Here is a 16,148-nt window from a genome sequence, read left to right on the forward strand (position 1 = left end):
TGCGTTTGCTTGCTGGGTGATGTCGTCGGGGCGCGGTTCGCCCTCTTGGTTGTTGTCGCCTTCGCTATATCCGGCGGCGACGCATCATGTCGGCATAGACCGCCAGGATGATGATCGCGCCGGTGACCACCGTCTGCCATTCCTGCGCCACCGACAGAATGCGCAGGCCGTTGGTGAGCACGGCCATGATCAGCGCGCCGATCAGCGTGCCGAGGATGGTGCCGCGCCCGCCCGACAGCGACGTACCGCCGATCACGACAGCGGCGATCGCCTCCAGTTCGTAGCCGAGGCCGAGCGCCGGCTGGGCCGAGTTGAGACGCGAAGCGATGAGCAGTCCGGCGATGCCGCAGATCCCCCCGGACAGAGCATAGATCGCCATCTTCCAGGCGTCGGTGTTGACGCCCGAAAGCCGGACCGACTCCTCGTTGGAGCCGAGCGCGAAGGTGTATCGGCCGAGAACCGTCCGCTCCAGAATGTAGCTGACGGAGAAGGCGGTCAGGAACAGGATCAGCACGCCGTTCGGGATCGGCAGAGCGGGAATAAGGTCGCCGATCAGCGAACCGCGGGAGATCTCGGTGAAGCCCGGCGTGTCGTTGAAATAGATCGGCCGCGTTCCCGAGATCACCAGGGAAAGCCCCTTCAACATCAGCATCATGCCGAGCGTGGCGATGAAGGGAGGAATCTTCATCTTGGCGACAAAGGTGCCGGAGAGGAGTCCGCTCAGCGCGCCGGCGCCGATCGCGGCGATGATGCCCAGCGGCAGCGGCAGCCCCCAATAGGTCAGCACCACTCCGGCGATGACTGCGCAAAACGTCATCAGCGTTCCGACCGAAAGGTCGATGCCGCCGGTGATGATGACCAGCGTGACACCGACCGCCAGCACGCCGTTGACCGAGGTCGCCTGCAGGATGGCGATGATATTGGTCATCTGCATGAAATTCGGCGAGGCGAGCGAAAAGCCGATGAGGAGAAGAACCAGACTGGCGAAGGCCAGCAGCTTTTGATGCGCGCCGGTATTCAGAAGGCGGGCGGCAAAGCCAGGCCGCGCGGCGTCGACCGTGGTCATGCGTGTTCTCCCACTGGTTCCATCGCGCTCTCGCGCATCGTCGCGAGGCGCATGATGTCCTCCTGGCTGGTGCCGGAGCCGCCGGGCAGAATGCCGGTCAGCCGGCCCTCGCGCATCACCGCGATCCGGTGGCTGAGTCGCAGAATTTCCGGCAGTTCGGACGAGATCACGATGATTGCGCGCCCTTGTTCGGCAAGGCTGTTCAGGAGCTTGTAGATCTCGCTCTTGGCGCCGACATCGATGCCGCGTGTCGGCTCGTCGAAAATCAGGATGTCGCAATCGCGCAGCAGCCATTTGGCGATGACCACCTTCTGTTGATTGCCGCCGGACAGAAGCCGCACCTCCTGCCGATCGGACGGGGTGCGGATGCCGAGCCGGTCGATATAGCGGCGCGCGGCCTCCCCCATTCCGTTCTCGTCGAGCATGCCGGCGCGGCTGGTGAAACGATCGAGGCTCGCCATGGCGATATTGGCGCGCACGTCCATGGAAACCGCCAGCCCGAAATGCTTGCGGTCCTCGGAGAGGTAGCCGATCCCCGCTTTGACGGCGTCGGCCGGACTGCGAATGGAGCAAGGCTGTCCATGCACCAGGATGTCGCCGCAATCGCGCGGATCGGCGCCGAAGATCGCGCGCGCCACCTCGGTGCGCCCCGCGCCCATCAATCCAGCGAAACCGAGGATTTCACCCTTCTTCACGGCAAAGCTGACGTCGCGAATCTCCCGGCCGCGGCTAAGCCCGCGCACTTCCAGCGCGATCTCGGCGGCGGACAAATCCGGCTGTGCCGCCGCCTCGTCGCTGAGGGCACGGCCGACCATCATCGCGATGATCCGGCTGACCGGCGTATCGGCGGCGGACACGGTTCCGACCGTCTCGCCATCGCGCATCACCGTCACCCGGTCGGCGATCCGCTTCAACTCGTCCATCTTGTGCGAGATGTAGACGATACCGACACCCTCGGCCTTCAACCGCCGGATGATGATGAACAACTCCTCGATCTCGGCATCGTTGAGCGCCGCCGTCGGCTCGTCCATGATCAGGATGCGCGAGCGAAACGACAGCGCCTTGGCGATTTCGACCATCTGCTGCTTGGCGATGGTGAGCCGCTCCACCTTGGTGCGCGGGTCGAGCTTGAGGTTCATCCCGGCGAAGATGTCGGCGGCCTGCCGGTTTAGCGCCGCTTCGTCGAGTCGGCCGAAGCGACGGCGCGGCTCGCGCCCGATGAAGATGTTCTGGGCGATCGTCAGATCGTTCATCAGGCTGAGTTCCTGATGGATGATGCCGATGCCGAGATCCTGCGCCGCGCGCGGACCGTCGATCTCGACCGCATTGCCCTCGACCTCGATCTCGCCGCCGTCCCTCGGGTAGATCCCGGAGAGGATCTTCATCAGCGTCGACTTGCCGGCGCCATTCTCGCCCATCACGGCGTGAACCTCGCCCGGCAGAATTTCGAGATGCACATCCTTCAGGGCATGCACGCCGGGGAAGCGCTTTTCGATTCCGGTCATCTGGACAAGCGCGGTCATCCGGCGGCCTCGTCCAGTCCGTAGAAGGTCACGGCGTAATCGCCGAGAATGGCGGCCCGCTCGTCAGGCGAAAGCTGATCGAGCAGCGCGTCGGTGATCCGAACCCATCCTTCGTGCGGCGCGGCCAGGGTCAGCACCGGCCAGTCCGAGCCCCAGATCAGACGCTTGGGGCCGAACCAGCCGATCAGCTTCTCGACCACTGGCCGCAGCACGGCGAGCGCGACCGCTTCGCTTTCCCGCTGATCGGGGCGCATTTCGGTGAGCAGGCCCGACAGCTTGCAGACCGCGTCCGTCTCGCGCGCCATTCTTTCCATCCCCTCCTCCCAAAGCGCATGCCTTGGGTCGTCCGCAGCCGCGCCAAGGGCCGGTTTGGCCGCATGATCGATGATGATCGGCAAGTCGGGGCGGCGTTCGGCGAACCGCAACAGTCGGTCGAGATGCACCGGCAGCACCAGAGCGTCAAAGCGAAGGCCGAGCCGGTCGAGCGCATCCAGAGCCCCGGCGTTCGGCGCCGTCAGCAACCAGTCCGGATCGGCGATGTCCTGGAGCATCGGCCGGATGGATTTCAGCGTCGGGTTTTGCGCCAGCGTTTCCAACCGCCCGGCGGCCTCGGGCGAAGCGAGATCGGCCCAGCCGACCACGCCCGCGATCTCGGCGTTGTCCGCGGCAAGCGCCAACATGAAATCGGTCTCGGCGTCGCTCGGCGCGGCCTGCACCAATACGACCCGCTCGATCCCCGCCGCCGCCGACAGCGGGCGCAAATCGGCGGGCGCGAAGTCGCGGCGGATCGAAGCGAGAGCCGGATCGCCCGACTGCAGCCAGCCATAGTCGCCGCGCGACAGGCGCCAGAAATGGCAATGGGCGTCGATGCGGGCGCTCATGCCGACATCCTCAAGCCGTCTTGTCGGGCGGCGATATCACACCCTTGCGGATGATGAAGTTGCCATAAAGCCGCCGCTCGGCGGTCTGGACGATGGCATAGGCCCGCTTGGCCTCGTCATAGAAGTCGAAGCGCGGTACACCGGTGATATCGGCGCCCTCGGCCGCGAAAAACACGGCGGCCTCCGCGACCACCTCGGGCACCGCCTGAGGATCGCCGACCACCTCCATACAGCGCACCGCCCCCGGCTCGAAATTATCGATCGGCAACAGAGTCAGCACCGCCTCGACCGCTCGCGGCAGGGCGCAGTCGACGCGGATCGCCAGACCGTGAACGGTTTCGCGCGCCACCGATTCCGCCGGGAAATTGGCGTCCACCAGAACGATTTCGTCGCCGTGCCCCATCGCCGCGAGCACCTGGAGAAGCTCCGGATTCAAGAGCGGGTCGATCCCCTTCAGCATGATTTCATTCCCCCTCCGATGGCCTCTTCCCTTGGCGGTTTGAACTCCGTCGTCCCGTCAAGTCCCCTTCATCGCTGTTCATGTTCTCCCAGCCTCATGAGATTTGCGCGCCACATCGGGTCGTGTCCACTGCATAAATCGCACTGGTCGCGCAAATGAACAGCCGCGACCGACCCGGACCGCCGAAGGTCAGATTGGCGACGACCTCCGGCACCAGAATCCGGCCGAGCCGCGCGCCGGACGGCGTCAGACAATGGATTCCGTCGGCGGCCGAGACCCACAACAGCCCCTCTGTGTCGACGCGCAGCCCGTCGGGCACACGGTCGATGTCGGCGACAACGCGGCTGGCGCCAAGCCGGCATCCGTCGACGACCTCCAGCGCGCGCACATGATGCGGGCGTCTGTCGTCGGAACCGAAGCCATGCCCCATCGCCCGTCCGGAATCGGCGATATAAAGCGTCGTCTCGTCGGGCGAGAAGGCGAGGCCGTTGGGCCGGTCGAAATCGTCGGCGACACGCTCGACCGCGCCGCGCGCCGGGTCGATCCGGTAGACATGGTTGCCGCCGATCTCGCTCTCGGCGCGGATGCCCTCATGGTCGGAGACGATGCCGTAGGGCGGATCGGTGAACCAGATCGAGCCGTCGGATTTGACCACGACGTCGTTGGGCGAGTTCAGGCGTTTGCCCCGCCAATGGGTGGCCAGCACCTCATAGCCGCCATCCATCGTCGTGCGGCTGATGCAACGCCCGCCATGTTCGCAGGAAATCATCGCCCCGGTGCGATCGCGAGTATGACCGTTGGTCCACTGCGCCGGCTGGCGGAAGACCCGCAGCCCGGCCTGCTCGGACCACGCCATCATCCGGTTGTTGGGAATGTCCGAGAACCGCAGCTCCGCGATCTCGTCGAACCACACTGGGCCTTCGGCCCAGATGAAGCCCTCCGCAATCCGCTCCAGTGTCGCGCCCGCCGGAAAGAACGACGCAAAGCGCGCATCGTCTGAGGAAAGAAATGCCTGTTCCGTCGCCATTCCTTGTTCTTCCCCACACCGTCTTTGTTCGGTCCGGCCCCGTCTCCACCAAGTGCCATCGGGGCAACCGATTCCACGGCCGTTGACCCAATCCTGGCCCAGCGATAGCGTAGCATCGCTGCACACGTGTGCAATGGCTTGGGTCGCATGCGCGGTCGCAAGACTTCGACCGACCCTCAACGATAACAAGTTGGGCGCACATGCTGGGAGGCAGGTGCGAGCCTGAGAGGGAGGACATCATGAAACTGTTTTGGTCGAAATCGCTGCTGGCGGGCGCCGTCGCGGCGTCGCTGCTAGGCGCCTTCGGGGCGGCGCACGCGCAGGAAAAGGTGACGATCGCCTCGTCGATGCCGGCGCTCGAATTTCCGTTCTTCGTGCATATGCAGGACGCCCTCACCAAGAAGGCCGCCGAGATCGGCGGCATCGAACTGATCGCGACCGACGGGCAGAACAAGACCACCAAGCAGACCGGCGACGTGGAAGCGGCGATCATTCGCGGGGTCGGCGGCATCATCATCAGCCCGCTCGACTCGGTGGCGATGGCTCCTGCGTTGCAGCAGGCCGTCGACGCCGGCATTCCGGTCGTCACCATCGACCGCCGGGTCGAGGGCGTGCCGGGCATTCTGGCTCATGTCGGCGCCGACAACGTCATCGGCGGCGAAGCCCAGGGCAAGCTGATCATGGAGCTGTTTCCGGACGGCGCCCGGATCGTGAACCTCCAGGGCCAGCCCGGATCAAGTCCCGCGATCGATCGCAACAAGGGTCTGCACAACGTGCTCGACCCGGTGTCCGATAAGTATGAATTCGTCGCCGAGCAGACCGCCAATTTTGCCCGCGAAGAGGGCGCGTCTGTCACCGAGGCGATCCTCGCCGGTCTCGACAGTCCGCCGGATGCGATCGTCGCGGCCAATGACGACATGGCGCTCGGGGCGCTTCAGGTGACCCAGGAACGGGGTTTGAGCGTCCCGATCCTCGGCTTCGACGCGCTGCCGGAAGCGCTGGCCTCGATCCGCGACGGGGGCCTTGCCGCCACGGTAGAGCAATTTCCGGGCGGACAGAGCAGCACGGCGCTTCAGGCGATGGTCGACTATATTCGGGACGACAAGAAACCGGAGAGCCTGATTCTGCTGCAGCCGATCGCGATCACCAAGGACAATCTCGACAAGGCCGAACGCCTCGGCGAGATCCAGTAGTCCTCACGGGTCGAGAGGGCCGGGCCCGTGCCCGGCCCACACGCCGCTTTCCGGGATGTGATCATGAGCAACGCGACTTCGCCGGCGGTCTCGAAACCGCCGGAGCCTCGGTTCGATGCGATCGAATTCATAGCCACCTATGCCGCGCCCCTGTTCCTGCTGCTGCTGATCGCCGTTTTCGCGATCCTCGAGCCCCGTTTCCTGCATCCGCTGAACATTTTCAACGTGCTCAGGCAGGTTTCGATCTCCGGCCTCATCGCTGTCGGCATGACCTTCGTCATTCTCACGGCGGGGATCGACCTGTCGGTGGGCTCGCTCATGGCCCTGGCCGGCCTCGTCGGCGCCTATGTGTCGAAGGGCGGCCTTGAAGACCGGTTCGCTGTCGCCGCTACCGACGCGGCGGGCAACCCGCTGATCCTCGCGGTCGCCGCGGCGCTGGCGGTCGGGATCGCCGGCGGCGCGCTCCAGGGGCTGGTCATAACGCGGCTCAAGGTGCCACCCTTCGTCGTCACCCTCGGCGGGCTCACCGCCTTTCGCGGCGCCGCGCTGCTGTTTTCCGGCGGCGGGCCGATCTCCGGCTTTTCACCGGCGTTCACCTGGTGGGGACAGGGGCGCATCGGCATGGTTCCCATCCCGGTGATCATCTTCCTCGTTGCCGCGATCCTGGCGCATCTGGTGCTGCGCTACACCGCCTTCGGCAAGCATGTGTACGCCACCGGCGGCAACGCCCGCGCGGCCGCACTCAACGGCGTTCCGACCAAGCGGATCGTCCTGTCGGTCTATGTCATCAGCGGGTTCTTCTGCGCCCTCGCGGCCTTCCTGCTCTCGGCGCGCCTCAACTCCGCCGAAGCCGTCGCCGGGCTCGGCCTCGAACTCACTGTCATCGCCGCGGTGGTGATCGGCGGCACCAGTCTGTTCGGCGGCGTCGGCGGCATTTTCGGCACCGTCGTCGGCGCGCTGTTGATCGGCGTCCTGACCAACGGGCTGGTGCTGCTCAATGTCTCGTCCTTTGTCCAGCAGATCGTCATCGGCGTCATCCTCGTCGCCGCCGTGGCGCTCGACCAGTATGCCGCCGGCCGGAGGCTGGCCCAGTGAACGCGCCCCTCTTCGAACTCGTAAACGTCTCCAAGCGGTTCGGCGCGATTCATGCGCTGGAGAATATCGATCTGTCGCTGGGCCGCGGCGAGGTCGTCGGACTGATGGGCGACAATGGTGCCGGCAAGTCGACGCTGGTGCGGATCATCGCGGGCAACTTCCAGCCCTCGGAAGGCGAAATCCGGATGAATGGCGAGACCGTGCGGTTCGCCGACAGTGCCGCTGCCCGCGATCGAGGCATCGAAGTGGTCCATCAGGATCTCGCCCTTTGCGACAATCTGACGGCGGCCGACAACGTGTTTCTCGGCCGCGAACTCAAGCGGCGCATCGGCCCGTTCACGATCCTCGATTATCGCGCCATGGCCCGGCGTTCGGCCGAGATCTTCGCCGAATTGCAGTCGGAGACCCGGCCAGCCGATAAGGTGCGCATGATGTCGGGTGGTCAGCGCCAGGCGGTGGCCATCGCCCGGACACGGCTGTCGGACTCCCGCATCGTCATGATGGACGAACCCACCGCCGCGATCAGCGTGCGGCAGGTCGCGCAGGTGCTCGACCTGATCAAACGCCTCAGGGACAGCGGCGTGACCGTAGTGCTGATCAGCCACCGCATGCCCGACGTCTTTGCCGTGGCCGAACGCCTCGTCGTGCTGCGGCGCGGCCGCAAGGTTGCCGACAAGCCCATCGCCGAAAGCTCTCCCGAAGAGGCGACCGCACTGATCACGGGCGCGATCGAGACGGCATGAGTGGCAACATTCAATCCCCGGCCCCTCCCCGCCGCCGCGTGACCGCTCTCGATGTCGCCCGGCGTGCCGGCGTCTCGCGATCGGCGGTGTCGCGCTCCTTGACCGAAGGGGCCAGCGTGTCGGCCGAAACCCGGCGCAAGGTGCTGCGCGCCGCCAAGGAACTCGGCTACCATCGCAATGCGCTGGTGCGCGGCATGGTTCGTCGGCGCTCCGGCATCATCGGCATCGTCGCGGGGCGTCTGGACAATCCGTTCATCGCCGTGGCGCTCGAACACCTTTCCCGAAGGTTGCAACAGGAAGGCCTCAAGTCGCTGATTTATTCGGGCGACGCGGAAAACGATCTGAAGGTCGCGCTGCCGTCGATGATCGAATACCGGGTCGACGGCTGCTTCTTTCTCAGCAACGATCTTTCGCCCAGCGCGGCGGCAAAATATACCAAACTCGGCATTCCGCTGATCGTGGTGTTCAATTCCGACATGGAGGGGATTTCCGATCATGGCAACGAAGTGCCCGTCGGCGCCGTGAGCGTCGACAATGTCGAGATGTCTGCGCGCGTCGCCGATCTGCTGCTCGATTCCGGCTACACCCGCCTTGCCTACCTTGCCGGACTTCCCGCTGCCACGACGAGCCGCGAGCGCCGGCGCGGCTTCGAAGATCGCCTCGCCGTGCGCGGCGCGCAGCTCGCAGCCGTCGCGATCGGCAATTTCAACTATGCGGATGGACTCGACGCTGCGCGCGCGCTGTTGTCGGCCGCGGAAAGACCCGACGCCATCTATGCCGCGAACGATCTGATGGCGATGGCCGCCATGGACGTGGCGCGCCGCGAGTTCGGCCTCGCCGTGCCGGGCGACCTCGCCGTGGTCGGATTTGACGACATCCCGGTGACCGCCAACGCGGCTTACGAACTGACCACGATCCGTCAGCCGATTGGCGAGATGATCGACACGGCCACCGATATGATGCTGGGGTTCATCGAGGATCCCGCCAGGCGACCGCTGGAGATTCGCTTGAAGTCAGAACTCGTCCAACGCGGATCAACGGCGCGGCGGCCTGCCTCCCCGCGCCCGAATGGCAATGTCGCGCGCTGAGCGACGCGAGCCCAACCCCACCAGGAGGATAAAACCTTGCAATTTCCACTTCGCGAGATCGGACGCAGCGGCGTCCAGGTCACCAAATTCGGTTTCGGCGGGGCGCCGCTGGGAAATCTCTACGCTCCGGTGGCCGACGACGAGGCCCATGCGCTGATCCGCTCGGCGTGGGACGCCGGCCTGCGCTATTTCGACACCGCGCCCTATTACGGCTTCGGCCTTTCGGAGCGGCGCTTCGGCGACGCATTCCGTTCGCTGCCTTGGTGTGACGCCGTCGTCTCGACCAAGGTCGGTCGGTTGATCCGGCCGGACCCAGGCCCCAATCCGGACCGCGAGAAATTCATCGACGCCGCCCCGTTCCGCTCCGATTACGACTATTCCTACGACGGCGTCATGCGCTCGCACGAGGACAGTCTGCAAAGGCTGGGCATCGACCGGGTCGACATCCTCTATTTGCACGACATCGGCGCGATGACCCATGGCGCCGAGGCGCATCCGGCGCTGTTCCGCGAAGCGATGGAGGGCGGTTACCGCGCGCTCGACGAGTTGCGGCGCAATGGCGACATCAAGGCGATCGGGCTCGGCGTCAACGAATGGCAGGTCTGCGAGGAGGCGATGGACCACGGCCGCTGGGACGTCTTTTTGCTCGCCGGGCGTTACACGCTGCTGGAACAGACGGCGCTCGATACGTTCCTGCCGCGATGCCAGAGCGAGAATGTCTCCATCGTCATCGGGGGTCCGTTCAACTCGGGCATCCTGGCGACGGGACCGAAAGCCGGCGCCACCTACGATTACGAGACCGCCCCGCCCGAAATCCTCGAACGGACGCGCCGGATCGAAAGCCTCTGCAAGGCGCATGACGTGCCGCTGGCGGCCGCGGCGCTGCAGTTTCCGCTGACCCATCCAAGCGTTGCCGCCGTGATTCCGGGCGTTGCCGCTTGCGCGCATCTCGACCGCAACCTCGCGCTCATGCATCGCCCGATTCCCGCCGGGCTTTGGTCCGACCTGCGATCCGAGGGCCTCCTGCGGGCCGATGCGCCGGTTCCCTCCGGATGAGGCGCAGCGGAGACGCATCGGGAATGATCCGGACCATCGATCCCGTCGACGCAAAGACGCTCGTTCACGCGGAGGGCGAAATCGCCTTTCTCGACGTGCGCGAGGCCGGCCAGTTCGGCGAGGGGCATCCGCTGTTCGCGGTCCCCTGCCCCTATAGCCGCCTCGAAACGCTGGCCGCATCGCTGGTCCCCAACCGCGACGTTCCGGTGCTGCTGATCGATGCCGGCGATGGTGTCTCGGATCGCGCCGCCGGCCATCTCTCGGCGCTCGGTTTTCACGATCTGGCGATCGTCGAGGGCGGCGCGCCCGGCTGGCAGGCGGCCGGATACACGCTCTTCAAGGGCATCAACGTTCCGTCCAAGACGCTCGGCGAATTGGCCGAGCATGAATGGCACCCGCAACAGGTGGACGCCCTCACGCTTCAAGAATGGCAGGCGGCGGGACAGGCGACACTGTTCGATGGCCGCCCGCCCGCCGAATACGCCAAGATGCATGTCCCCGGCGCCATCTGCATGCCGAATGGCGAACTCGCCTATCGCGTCGATGCCCTCGCTGGGACGCACGACCGGAATCTCATCGTCGGCTGTGCCGGGCGAACGCGCGGGATCATCGGGGCCATCGGTCTAGAGTTGATGGGCTGTCCGGCGCCAGTCTTCGCCATGCGGAACGGCACACAGGGATGGGCGCTGGCCGGGCTTGATCTGGAACGCGGCGTCGAGGCCGACCACTTACCGCCGCTCGATGGCGCGGCTCGCATCGCCGGACGCAAGCGCGCCGCGGCCTTCGCCGAGCGATGGGAGATCCCGGTCGCCTCCCCTGCGACGGTGCGGTCCTTCCTCGGCGACGCCTCGCGCACGACCGTCGTCTTCGACGTCCGCTCCGGGGTCGAGGCGGCGGCCGATCCCGTTCGATGCGCACGCCCTGCTCCCAGCGGCCATTTCGTGCAGGCCACCGACCAATATGTTGGCGTCCGGCATGCGCGCATCGTCCTGTGCGATGATGTCGGTATCCGCGCCGGACTGGCGGCCTTCTGGCTGCGGCAACTCGGCTTCGAGCCCTTCATCGCTCTCCTCGACGGCGACCTGCGGGCCCTGCCCGCTCCGGACGCTCCGTCCGCGGCAGCATCGGGCGGTATATTCCGGATCGCGGCGGTCCCGGCACTCGAAAAGCTGCGGGCGAACGAAGCCCGTCTTTTCGATCTCAGATCCTCCCGCAGTTTTCGCCGCAATCATGTCGAAGGCGCTGTCTGGGCGACGCGGGCGCGGCTCGATCGGGTGGTATCGACGGCTGGACCGACGCCGATCTTGCTGGTCGCGGACGACGACGACATCGTCAGGGGCGTGGCGCGCGATCTGCGCGGCATGGGAGTTGAAGACGTCGCCGTCGTCGAGGGAGGACACGCGGCACTCGTCGACCAAGGCGGCCATCAAATCGCATCGCCCGACGACCCGAGCGATGCCGATGCGATCGACTTCCTGGATTTCGTCCACGACCGGCACGACGGCAATCTGGAATCCTCCCGCCGCTATCTGGATTGGGAGACCGGGCTGATCGCGCAACTTGACGCCGATGAACGCAGGGCGTTTCGCCTGGCCCGGAACCCGGACAGCGCCTGAGCCGGGAAACGGTCGCGCTCGCCGCCCATTTTGCTGCGCGGGAATTGCCATCTGTTGACAATTTTTTCCTTCGCCATTCTATAACGACGAACGCCTGTCGCGGCAGTTCCAGCACCTGGCCGCATCCTTCGCCAGGCTCGCCGATGTCGCGATGGGAGTTGGATATCGTCCCACCGCATGGGCGCGAAGGATCGACCGCAGCCTGATTTCTGGAGTTCTCATGCCTGTTCCTCACGTCACCGGCCCCCTCGCCGAATGGATCGTCGCCGTCAAGGACGATGACATTTCCCCGCAGGTCCGCCGTGAAGGCGTGCGCACTTTCGTCAATTGGGTCGGCTGCGCCGTCGGCGGGGCAACCCACCCGACGGTGGATGCCGCCATCAGGGCCGTGGATCCCTTTTCCGGCCCGCGCATGGCGACGATCCTGGGGCGTGGCGAACGGCTGGACGTTCTGCATGCCGCACTCGTCAACGGCATCTCGTCGCATGTTCTCGATTACGACGACACGCATCTGAAGACGATCATCCATCCGGCCGGACCGGTGGCGTCGGCCCTCTTGGCCTTGAGCGAAACCCGTCCGATGAGCGGACGTGCCCTGATGACCTCGATGCTGGTCGGGATCGAGGTCGAATGCCGCATCGGCAATTGCGTCTATCCCGAGCATTACGACCGCGGCTGGCACATCACCGGCACGACCGGGGTTTTCGGCGCGGCAGCCGCGGTCGGACACGCCATCGGCCTGAACAAGACCCAGATGCAGTGGGCGCTTGGCTTGGCGGCCACCCAGTCCTCTGGCCTGCGCGAGATGTTCGGCACCATGACGAAAAGCTTCCATCCCGGCCGCGCTGCCCAGAACGGGGCCATGTCGGCCCTTCTGGCCGAGGCCGGGTTCGACAGTTCGCTGCAGGGCATCGAGGCACCGCGCGGTTTCGCCAACGTCTTGTCGACCAAGCAGGACTATGGCGAAATTCTCGACGATCTCGGCACGCGATGGGAAGCCGCGCTGAACAGCTACAAGCCCTTCGCCTGCGGAATCGTCATCCATCCGACCATCGACGGTTGCCAGCAGATCCGGAGCGAGATCGGCGACAAGGTCAAGGACATTCAGTCCGTCCACCTGACGACGCATCCGCTGGTTCTCGAACTGACCGGCAAGACCGCGCCGCGCACCGGCCTGGAAGGCAAATTCAGCGTCTATCACGCCGCCGCGAGCGCGCTGCTTGATGGGGATGGATCGCCCACCGCCTTTACCGACGACCTGGTCGGCCGGCTGGACATCGTCGCGCTCCGCGACCGGGTCAGCGCGACCGCCGATCCCGCCTGCCATGAAGCCTCGGTGGACATCGACATCGTGTTCAATGACGGTTCGAAGCTGCACAAGCGGATCGAGCGCGCGATCGGCAGCCGGGAACGTCCGCTCACTGACGACCAGCTCAACGTGAAATTCCTCAATCAGGCCGAGTTGGTTGTCGGCGCCGAGCAGTCGCGCCGAATCCTGGACATGTCCTGGGCGATCGAAAGCATGAGCGAAGCAGCGGACTTGGCGGAGGAAGCAGCCGCTCAACGGATTTCCACGGCCGCCGAATGACGCCCTCGCCCCGGAAGGACGCGCTCAGGATCGGCATTCTGGAAGGCGACGACATCGGCCACGAGGTGGTACCGGCCTCGGTCGAAATCGCCAGGGCTGCCGCCGACAGGGCCGGATTGACGATCGAATGGACCGAGGTTCCGATCGGGCGTCGCGCCCTCGATACGCATGGCCACACCATGCCGGAGGGGACGCTGGAGACGCTCGGCACCCTTGATGGCTGGATTCTCGGGCCGATCGGCCATCGCGACTATCCCAAGGTCGCGGAGGCGATCAATCCGCATCCGATCCTGCGCAAGCATTTCGACCTGTTCGCGAATGTGCGTCCGACCCGTTCCTTTCCCGGCATCGGCTGCCTGCATGACGACATCGACCTCGTCATCGTGCGCGAAAATAACGAGGGCTTCCAACCCGATCGCAACGTCGTCATGGGATCGGGAGAATTCCGCCCGACAAACGACGTGACGATCTCGGTCCGGGTGATCACCAGCGAGGGGAGTCGCAAGGTCGCGCGCGCCGCGTTCGAGATCGCGCGCTCGCGCCAGAAGCGCCTAACGCTAGTCCACAAGAATACGGTCTTCAAGCTCGGCTGCGGCATGTTCGTGGACAGTTGCTACGAAGTGGCGGCAGACTTTCCCGAGGTCACCGTCGACGAAGTGATCGTCGACACGATGGCGATGCGCCTGATCCGCGATCCCCAGAGCTTCGACGTCGTGGTGACGACCAACATGTTCGGCGACATCCTGACCGACGAGGCCGCGGGCCTCGTCGGCGGGCTCGGCATGGCGCCCGGCCTGTGCATCGGCCGTGGCGCGATCGCGATGGCGCAGGCCACACATGGTTCGGCGCCGGACATCGCCGGACAGGGGATCGCCAATCCCTTCGCCATGATCGAATCGACACGAATGCTGTTCGACTGGCTCGGCCGTCGCCGAGCCATCCCCGCGGCCATCGACGCCGCCGCGCTGATGAAACGCGGGATCGACCATGCGCTGTCGCGGGCCGAAACGCGGACGGCGGACATCCGCGGTACCGGAACCCAACGCGCCATGATCGACGCGGTCATCGCGGGGGTACGAGAAAAGGGCGCTCTAGCACTTTGATTGCGCATCGGAACGATCTGAAAACCGGGTTCCGTCCTTCGTCCGAAGATCTCGCTCACCGCGGTTTTGAGGTGTTGCGGTCTGCGAACATGTGACCGGCGTTGCGTCACACCGATTTGCTCCGGCTGGATCAAGAGCTTTTGCGTATCGCATGACATTTCACGTAGAAGCTTCGGAACACTTTCGATCCAGGAAGGCTCGCTCAATGTCGGTGACGGACGCTTCGCAAGCCAGAGACGAACTCACCACGCTTCAGACCTCCTCGCTCGCCAGTGCGGTCGAGAAGCAGATCGAGCATCTGATTCTCGGCGGGGAGCTCCAGCCGGGTGAGCGCTTGAACGAGTTTCAACTGGCCAACCGTTTCGGCATGAGCCGGGGTCCCTTGCGCGAAGCGATGCGCAGCCTCCATGCGAAGGGCTTCGTCGACGTCGTGCGCAATCGTGGCGTATTCGTCCGCCAGATTCACGTCGAGGAAGCGCTGGAGATCTACGATCTGCGCTCGGCGATCTTCGGCCTCGCGGGGCGACTGCTCGCCGAGCGGGTGACCGACGACATGATGCGTCGGCTCCAGAGTTACCTCACGCGGATGGACGAGATCGCAGCCAAGAGCGACTTCGACGCATATTATCCGATGAATCTGGAGTTCCATTCCTACCTCGTGACGTCGGCCGGAAACCGGACCTTGGTCGGCGAATACCGCAGCCTGGTCAACCGGCTGCATCTGTGCCGCGCGCGAACCCTGGTTCAAGCCAAGGGGCTGTCGGTGTCGAACAAAGAACATCGCGAGATGGTCGAGGCTTTGGCTTCCGGCAATGCGGATCGGGCGCAGGAAACCTTCTTTCGGCATGTCCAAAAGGCCAAGCTCAGGTTTCTGTCGACCTTCGACGAGGCGACGATCGGCGCTACCGACACGAGCGCCCGCGAACGATGATCACCGCGGGCCTTCCGAAACCGCCCTGCCCGCTGTTCGATGCGCGCGTCGGCAACCGTATGTCTGACTGGAGACCGGCGTGAAAAAGCTGATTACCTTCGACGTTTACAGCGCGCTGTTCGACATTGCCGGCAGCATCGCGCCGCGTGTCGCGTCCCGCCTGTCTCTGTCGGAGACAGACGCGCGGGCGTTTTTCGCCCTCTGGCGCGACAAGCAGATGGAGCGGCTGCAGCTCAGCAACTCGCTCGACGGCGAGCGGGTCCCGTTTCGCGACGCGACGCGGCAGTCCTTCGACTATGCCGTCCGCCTGCACCGCCTCGAAGCATCACCCGACTTACGCGAGGAACTGGTCGCGGCGTGGGATGAAATCAATCCGTGGCCGGAGGCCGAATCCGTCGTGCGAGAGGTCAAGGATCGCGGCTATCAGACGGCCATCCTGTCCAACGGGGACGAGGCCATGCTCAAGGCCGTCGCCAGCCGCATTGGCGACCCCTTCCGATCACGTCTTCTCGTCCGAGCATGCTGGCCGCTACAAGCCGCATCCGGCCGTCTATCGCCTGCCGCAGCAGCGGCTCGGCCTCTCACCCGCCGACATATTGCATGTCGCCGGCAGCCGGACCGACGCCCTCGGCGCGGCGGCGGCCGGTCTGGAGTGTTTTTGGTCGAATCGAGCCGACGATGCCGTCCTCGATCCACGCTACGCGCCGACCTACGACCGCCGCGATCTGACGGATCTAACGGCCATCCTTCAGGCTTCGTAGGCCTCCAGGCACATCAA

At 65.3% G+C, this 16,148-nt stretch carries 15 protein-coding genes and 1 pseudogene; 11 read left to right on the forward strand and 5 right to left on the reverse strand.

Going from position 1 to position 16,148, the window contains the following annotated elements; genetic code table 11:
• Window positions 1-64 precede the first annotated feature (64 nt).
• The 5 genes from VSX60_RS06180 to VSX60_RS06200 all read right to left on the reverse strand — a co-directional run bounded on the left by VSX60_RS06180 (window position 65) and on the right by VSX60_RS06200 (window position 4,957).
• Window positions 65-1,066 carry an ABC transporter permease gene (locus VSX60_RS06180; RefSeq protein ID WP_327623279.1) on the reverse strand — a complete coding sequence of 334 codons (1,002 nt, stop codon included), beginning with the start codon at window positions 1,064-1,066 and terminating at the stop codon, window positions 65-67.
• Complete coding sequence (locus VSX60_RS06185) at window positions 1,063-2,589, reverse strand: sugar ABC transporter ATP-binding protein (protein ID WP_327623280.1); 1,527 nt, start codon at window positions 2,587-2,589, stop codon at window positions 1,063-1,065. Before VSX60_RS06185 ends, VSX60_RS06180 begins: the two co-directional genes overlap by 4 nt.
• Window positions 2,586-3,470, reverse strand: a complete 885-nt coding sequence (locus VSX60_RS06190; RefSeq protein ID WP_327623281.1) for an amidohydrolase family protein — start codon at window positions 3,468-3,470, stop codon at window positions 2,586-2,588. The genes VSX60_RS06185 and VSX60_RS06190 overlap by 4 nt, the downstream gene beginning before the upstream one ends.
• 10 nt (window positions 3,471-3,480) lie before the next feature.
• Window positions 3,481-3,930 carry an RbsD/FucU family protein gene (locus VSX60_RS06195; protein ID WP_327623282.1) on the reverse strand — a complete coding sequence of 150 codons (450 nt, stop codon included), beginning with the start codon at window positions 3,928-3,930 and terminating at the stop codon, window positions 3,481-3,483.
• Between the two features lie 94 nt (window positions 3,931-4,024).
• Entirely contained in the window at window positions 4,025-4,957 is a 933-nt protein-coding gene (locus tag VSX60_RS06200; RefSeq protein ID WP_327623283.1) for an SMP-30/gluconolactonase/LRE family protein, read from the reverse strand.
• A gap of 239 nt (window positions 4,958-5,196) precedes the next feature.
• Here VSX60_RS06200 and VSX60_RS06205 point away from each other — a divergent pair, with 239 nt between their 5' ends.
• From VSX60_RS06205 to VSX60_RS06250, 11 genes and pseudogenes are all read left to right on the forward strand, one after another.
• Window positions 5,197-6,150, forward strand: a complete 954-nt coding sequence (locus VSX60_RS06205) for a substrate-binding domain-containing protein (RefSeq protein ID WP_327623284.1) — start codon at window positions 5,197-5,199, stop codon at window positions 6,148-6,150.
• Window positions 6,151-6,213: 63 nt separating this feature from the next.
• The gene (locus VSX60_RS06210) at window positions 6,214-7,245 is read left to right on the forward strand and encodes an ABC transporter permease (RefSeq protein ID WP_327623285.1); all 1,032 of its coding nucleotides are present in this window, start codon (window positions 6,214-6,216) and stop codon (window positions 7,243-7,245) included.
• Complete coding sequence (locus tag VSX60_RS06215; RefSeq protein WP_327623286.1) at window positions 7,242-7,988, forward strand: ATP-binding cassette domain-containing protein; 747 nt, start codon at window positions 7,242-7,244, stop codon at window positions 7,986-7,988. Before VSX60_RS06210 ends, VSX60_RS06215 begins: the two co-directional genes overlap by 4 nt.
• Window positions 7,985-9,076, forward strand: a complete 1,092-nt coding sequence (locus VSX60_RS06220; protein ID WP_327623287.1) for a LacI family DNA-binding transcriptional regulator — start codon at window positions 7,985-7,987, stop codon at window positions 9,074-9,076. Before VSX60_RS06215 ends, VSX60_RS06220 begins: the two co-directional genes overlap by 4 nt.
• Before the next feature lie 36 nt (window positions 9,077-9,112).
• The gene (locus VSX60_RS06225; protein WP_327623288.1) at window positions 9,113-10,132 is read left to right on the forward strand and encodes an aldo/keto reductase; all 1,020 of its coding nucleotides are present in this window, start codon (window positions 9,113-9,115) and stop codon (window positions 10,130-10,132) included.
• 23 nt (window positions 10,133-10,155) lie between these two features.
• On the forward strand, window positions 10,156-11,748 hold the full coding sequence (locus VSX60_RS06230; RefSeq protein WP_327623289.1) for a rhodanese-like domain-containing protein: 1,593 nt from the start codon (window positions 10,156-10,158) through the stop codon (window positions 11,746-11,748).
• A gap of 220 nt (window positions 11,749-11,968) precedes the next feature.
• The gene (locus VSX60_RS06235; protein ID WP_327623290.1) at window positions 11,969-13,336 is read left to right on the forward strand and encodes an MmgE/PrpD family protein; all 1,368 of its coding nucleotides are present in this window, start codon (window positions 11,969-11,971) and stop codon (window positions 13,334-13,336) included.
• On the forward strand, window positions 13,333-14,439 hold the full coding sequence (locus tag VSX60_RS06240; protein ID WP_327623291.1) for an isocitrate/isopropylmalate dehydrogenase family protein: 1,107 nt from the start codon (window positions 13,333-13,335) through the stop codon (window positions 14,437-14,439). Before VSX60_RS06235 ends, VSX60_RS06240 begins: the two co-directional genes overlap by 4 nt.
• 205 nt (window positions 14,440-14,644) lie before the next feature.
• The gene (locus tag VSX60_RS06245) at window positions 14,645-15,370 is read left to right on the forward strand and encodes an FCD domain-containing protein (protein WP_327623292.1); all 726 of its coding nucleotides are present in this window, start codon (window positions 14,645-14,647) and stop codon (window positions 15,368-15,370) included.
• A gap of 79 nt (window positions 15,371-15,449) precedes the next feature.
• A pseudogene (locus VSX60_RS22550) lies at window positions 15,450-15,797 on the forward strand (hypothetical protein); the annotation flags it as partial.
• A 55-nt stretch (window positions 15,798-15,852) separates the two neighbouring features.
• A complete protein-coding gene (locus tag VSX60_RS06250) occupies window positions 15,853-16,131 on the forward strand; it encodes a hypothetical protein (RefSeq protein ID WP_327623293.1) in 279 nt (92 codons plus the stop codon).
• Window positions 16,132-16,148 lie beyond the last annotated feature (17 nt).

This window comes from Aurantimonas sp. A3-2-R12 (assembly GCF_036016755.1).
GTDB lineage: Bacteria > Pseudomonadota > Alphaproteobacteria > Rhizobiales > Rhizobiaceae > Aurantimonas > Aurantimonas coralicida_A.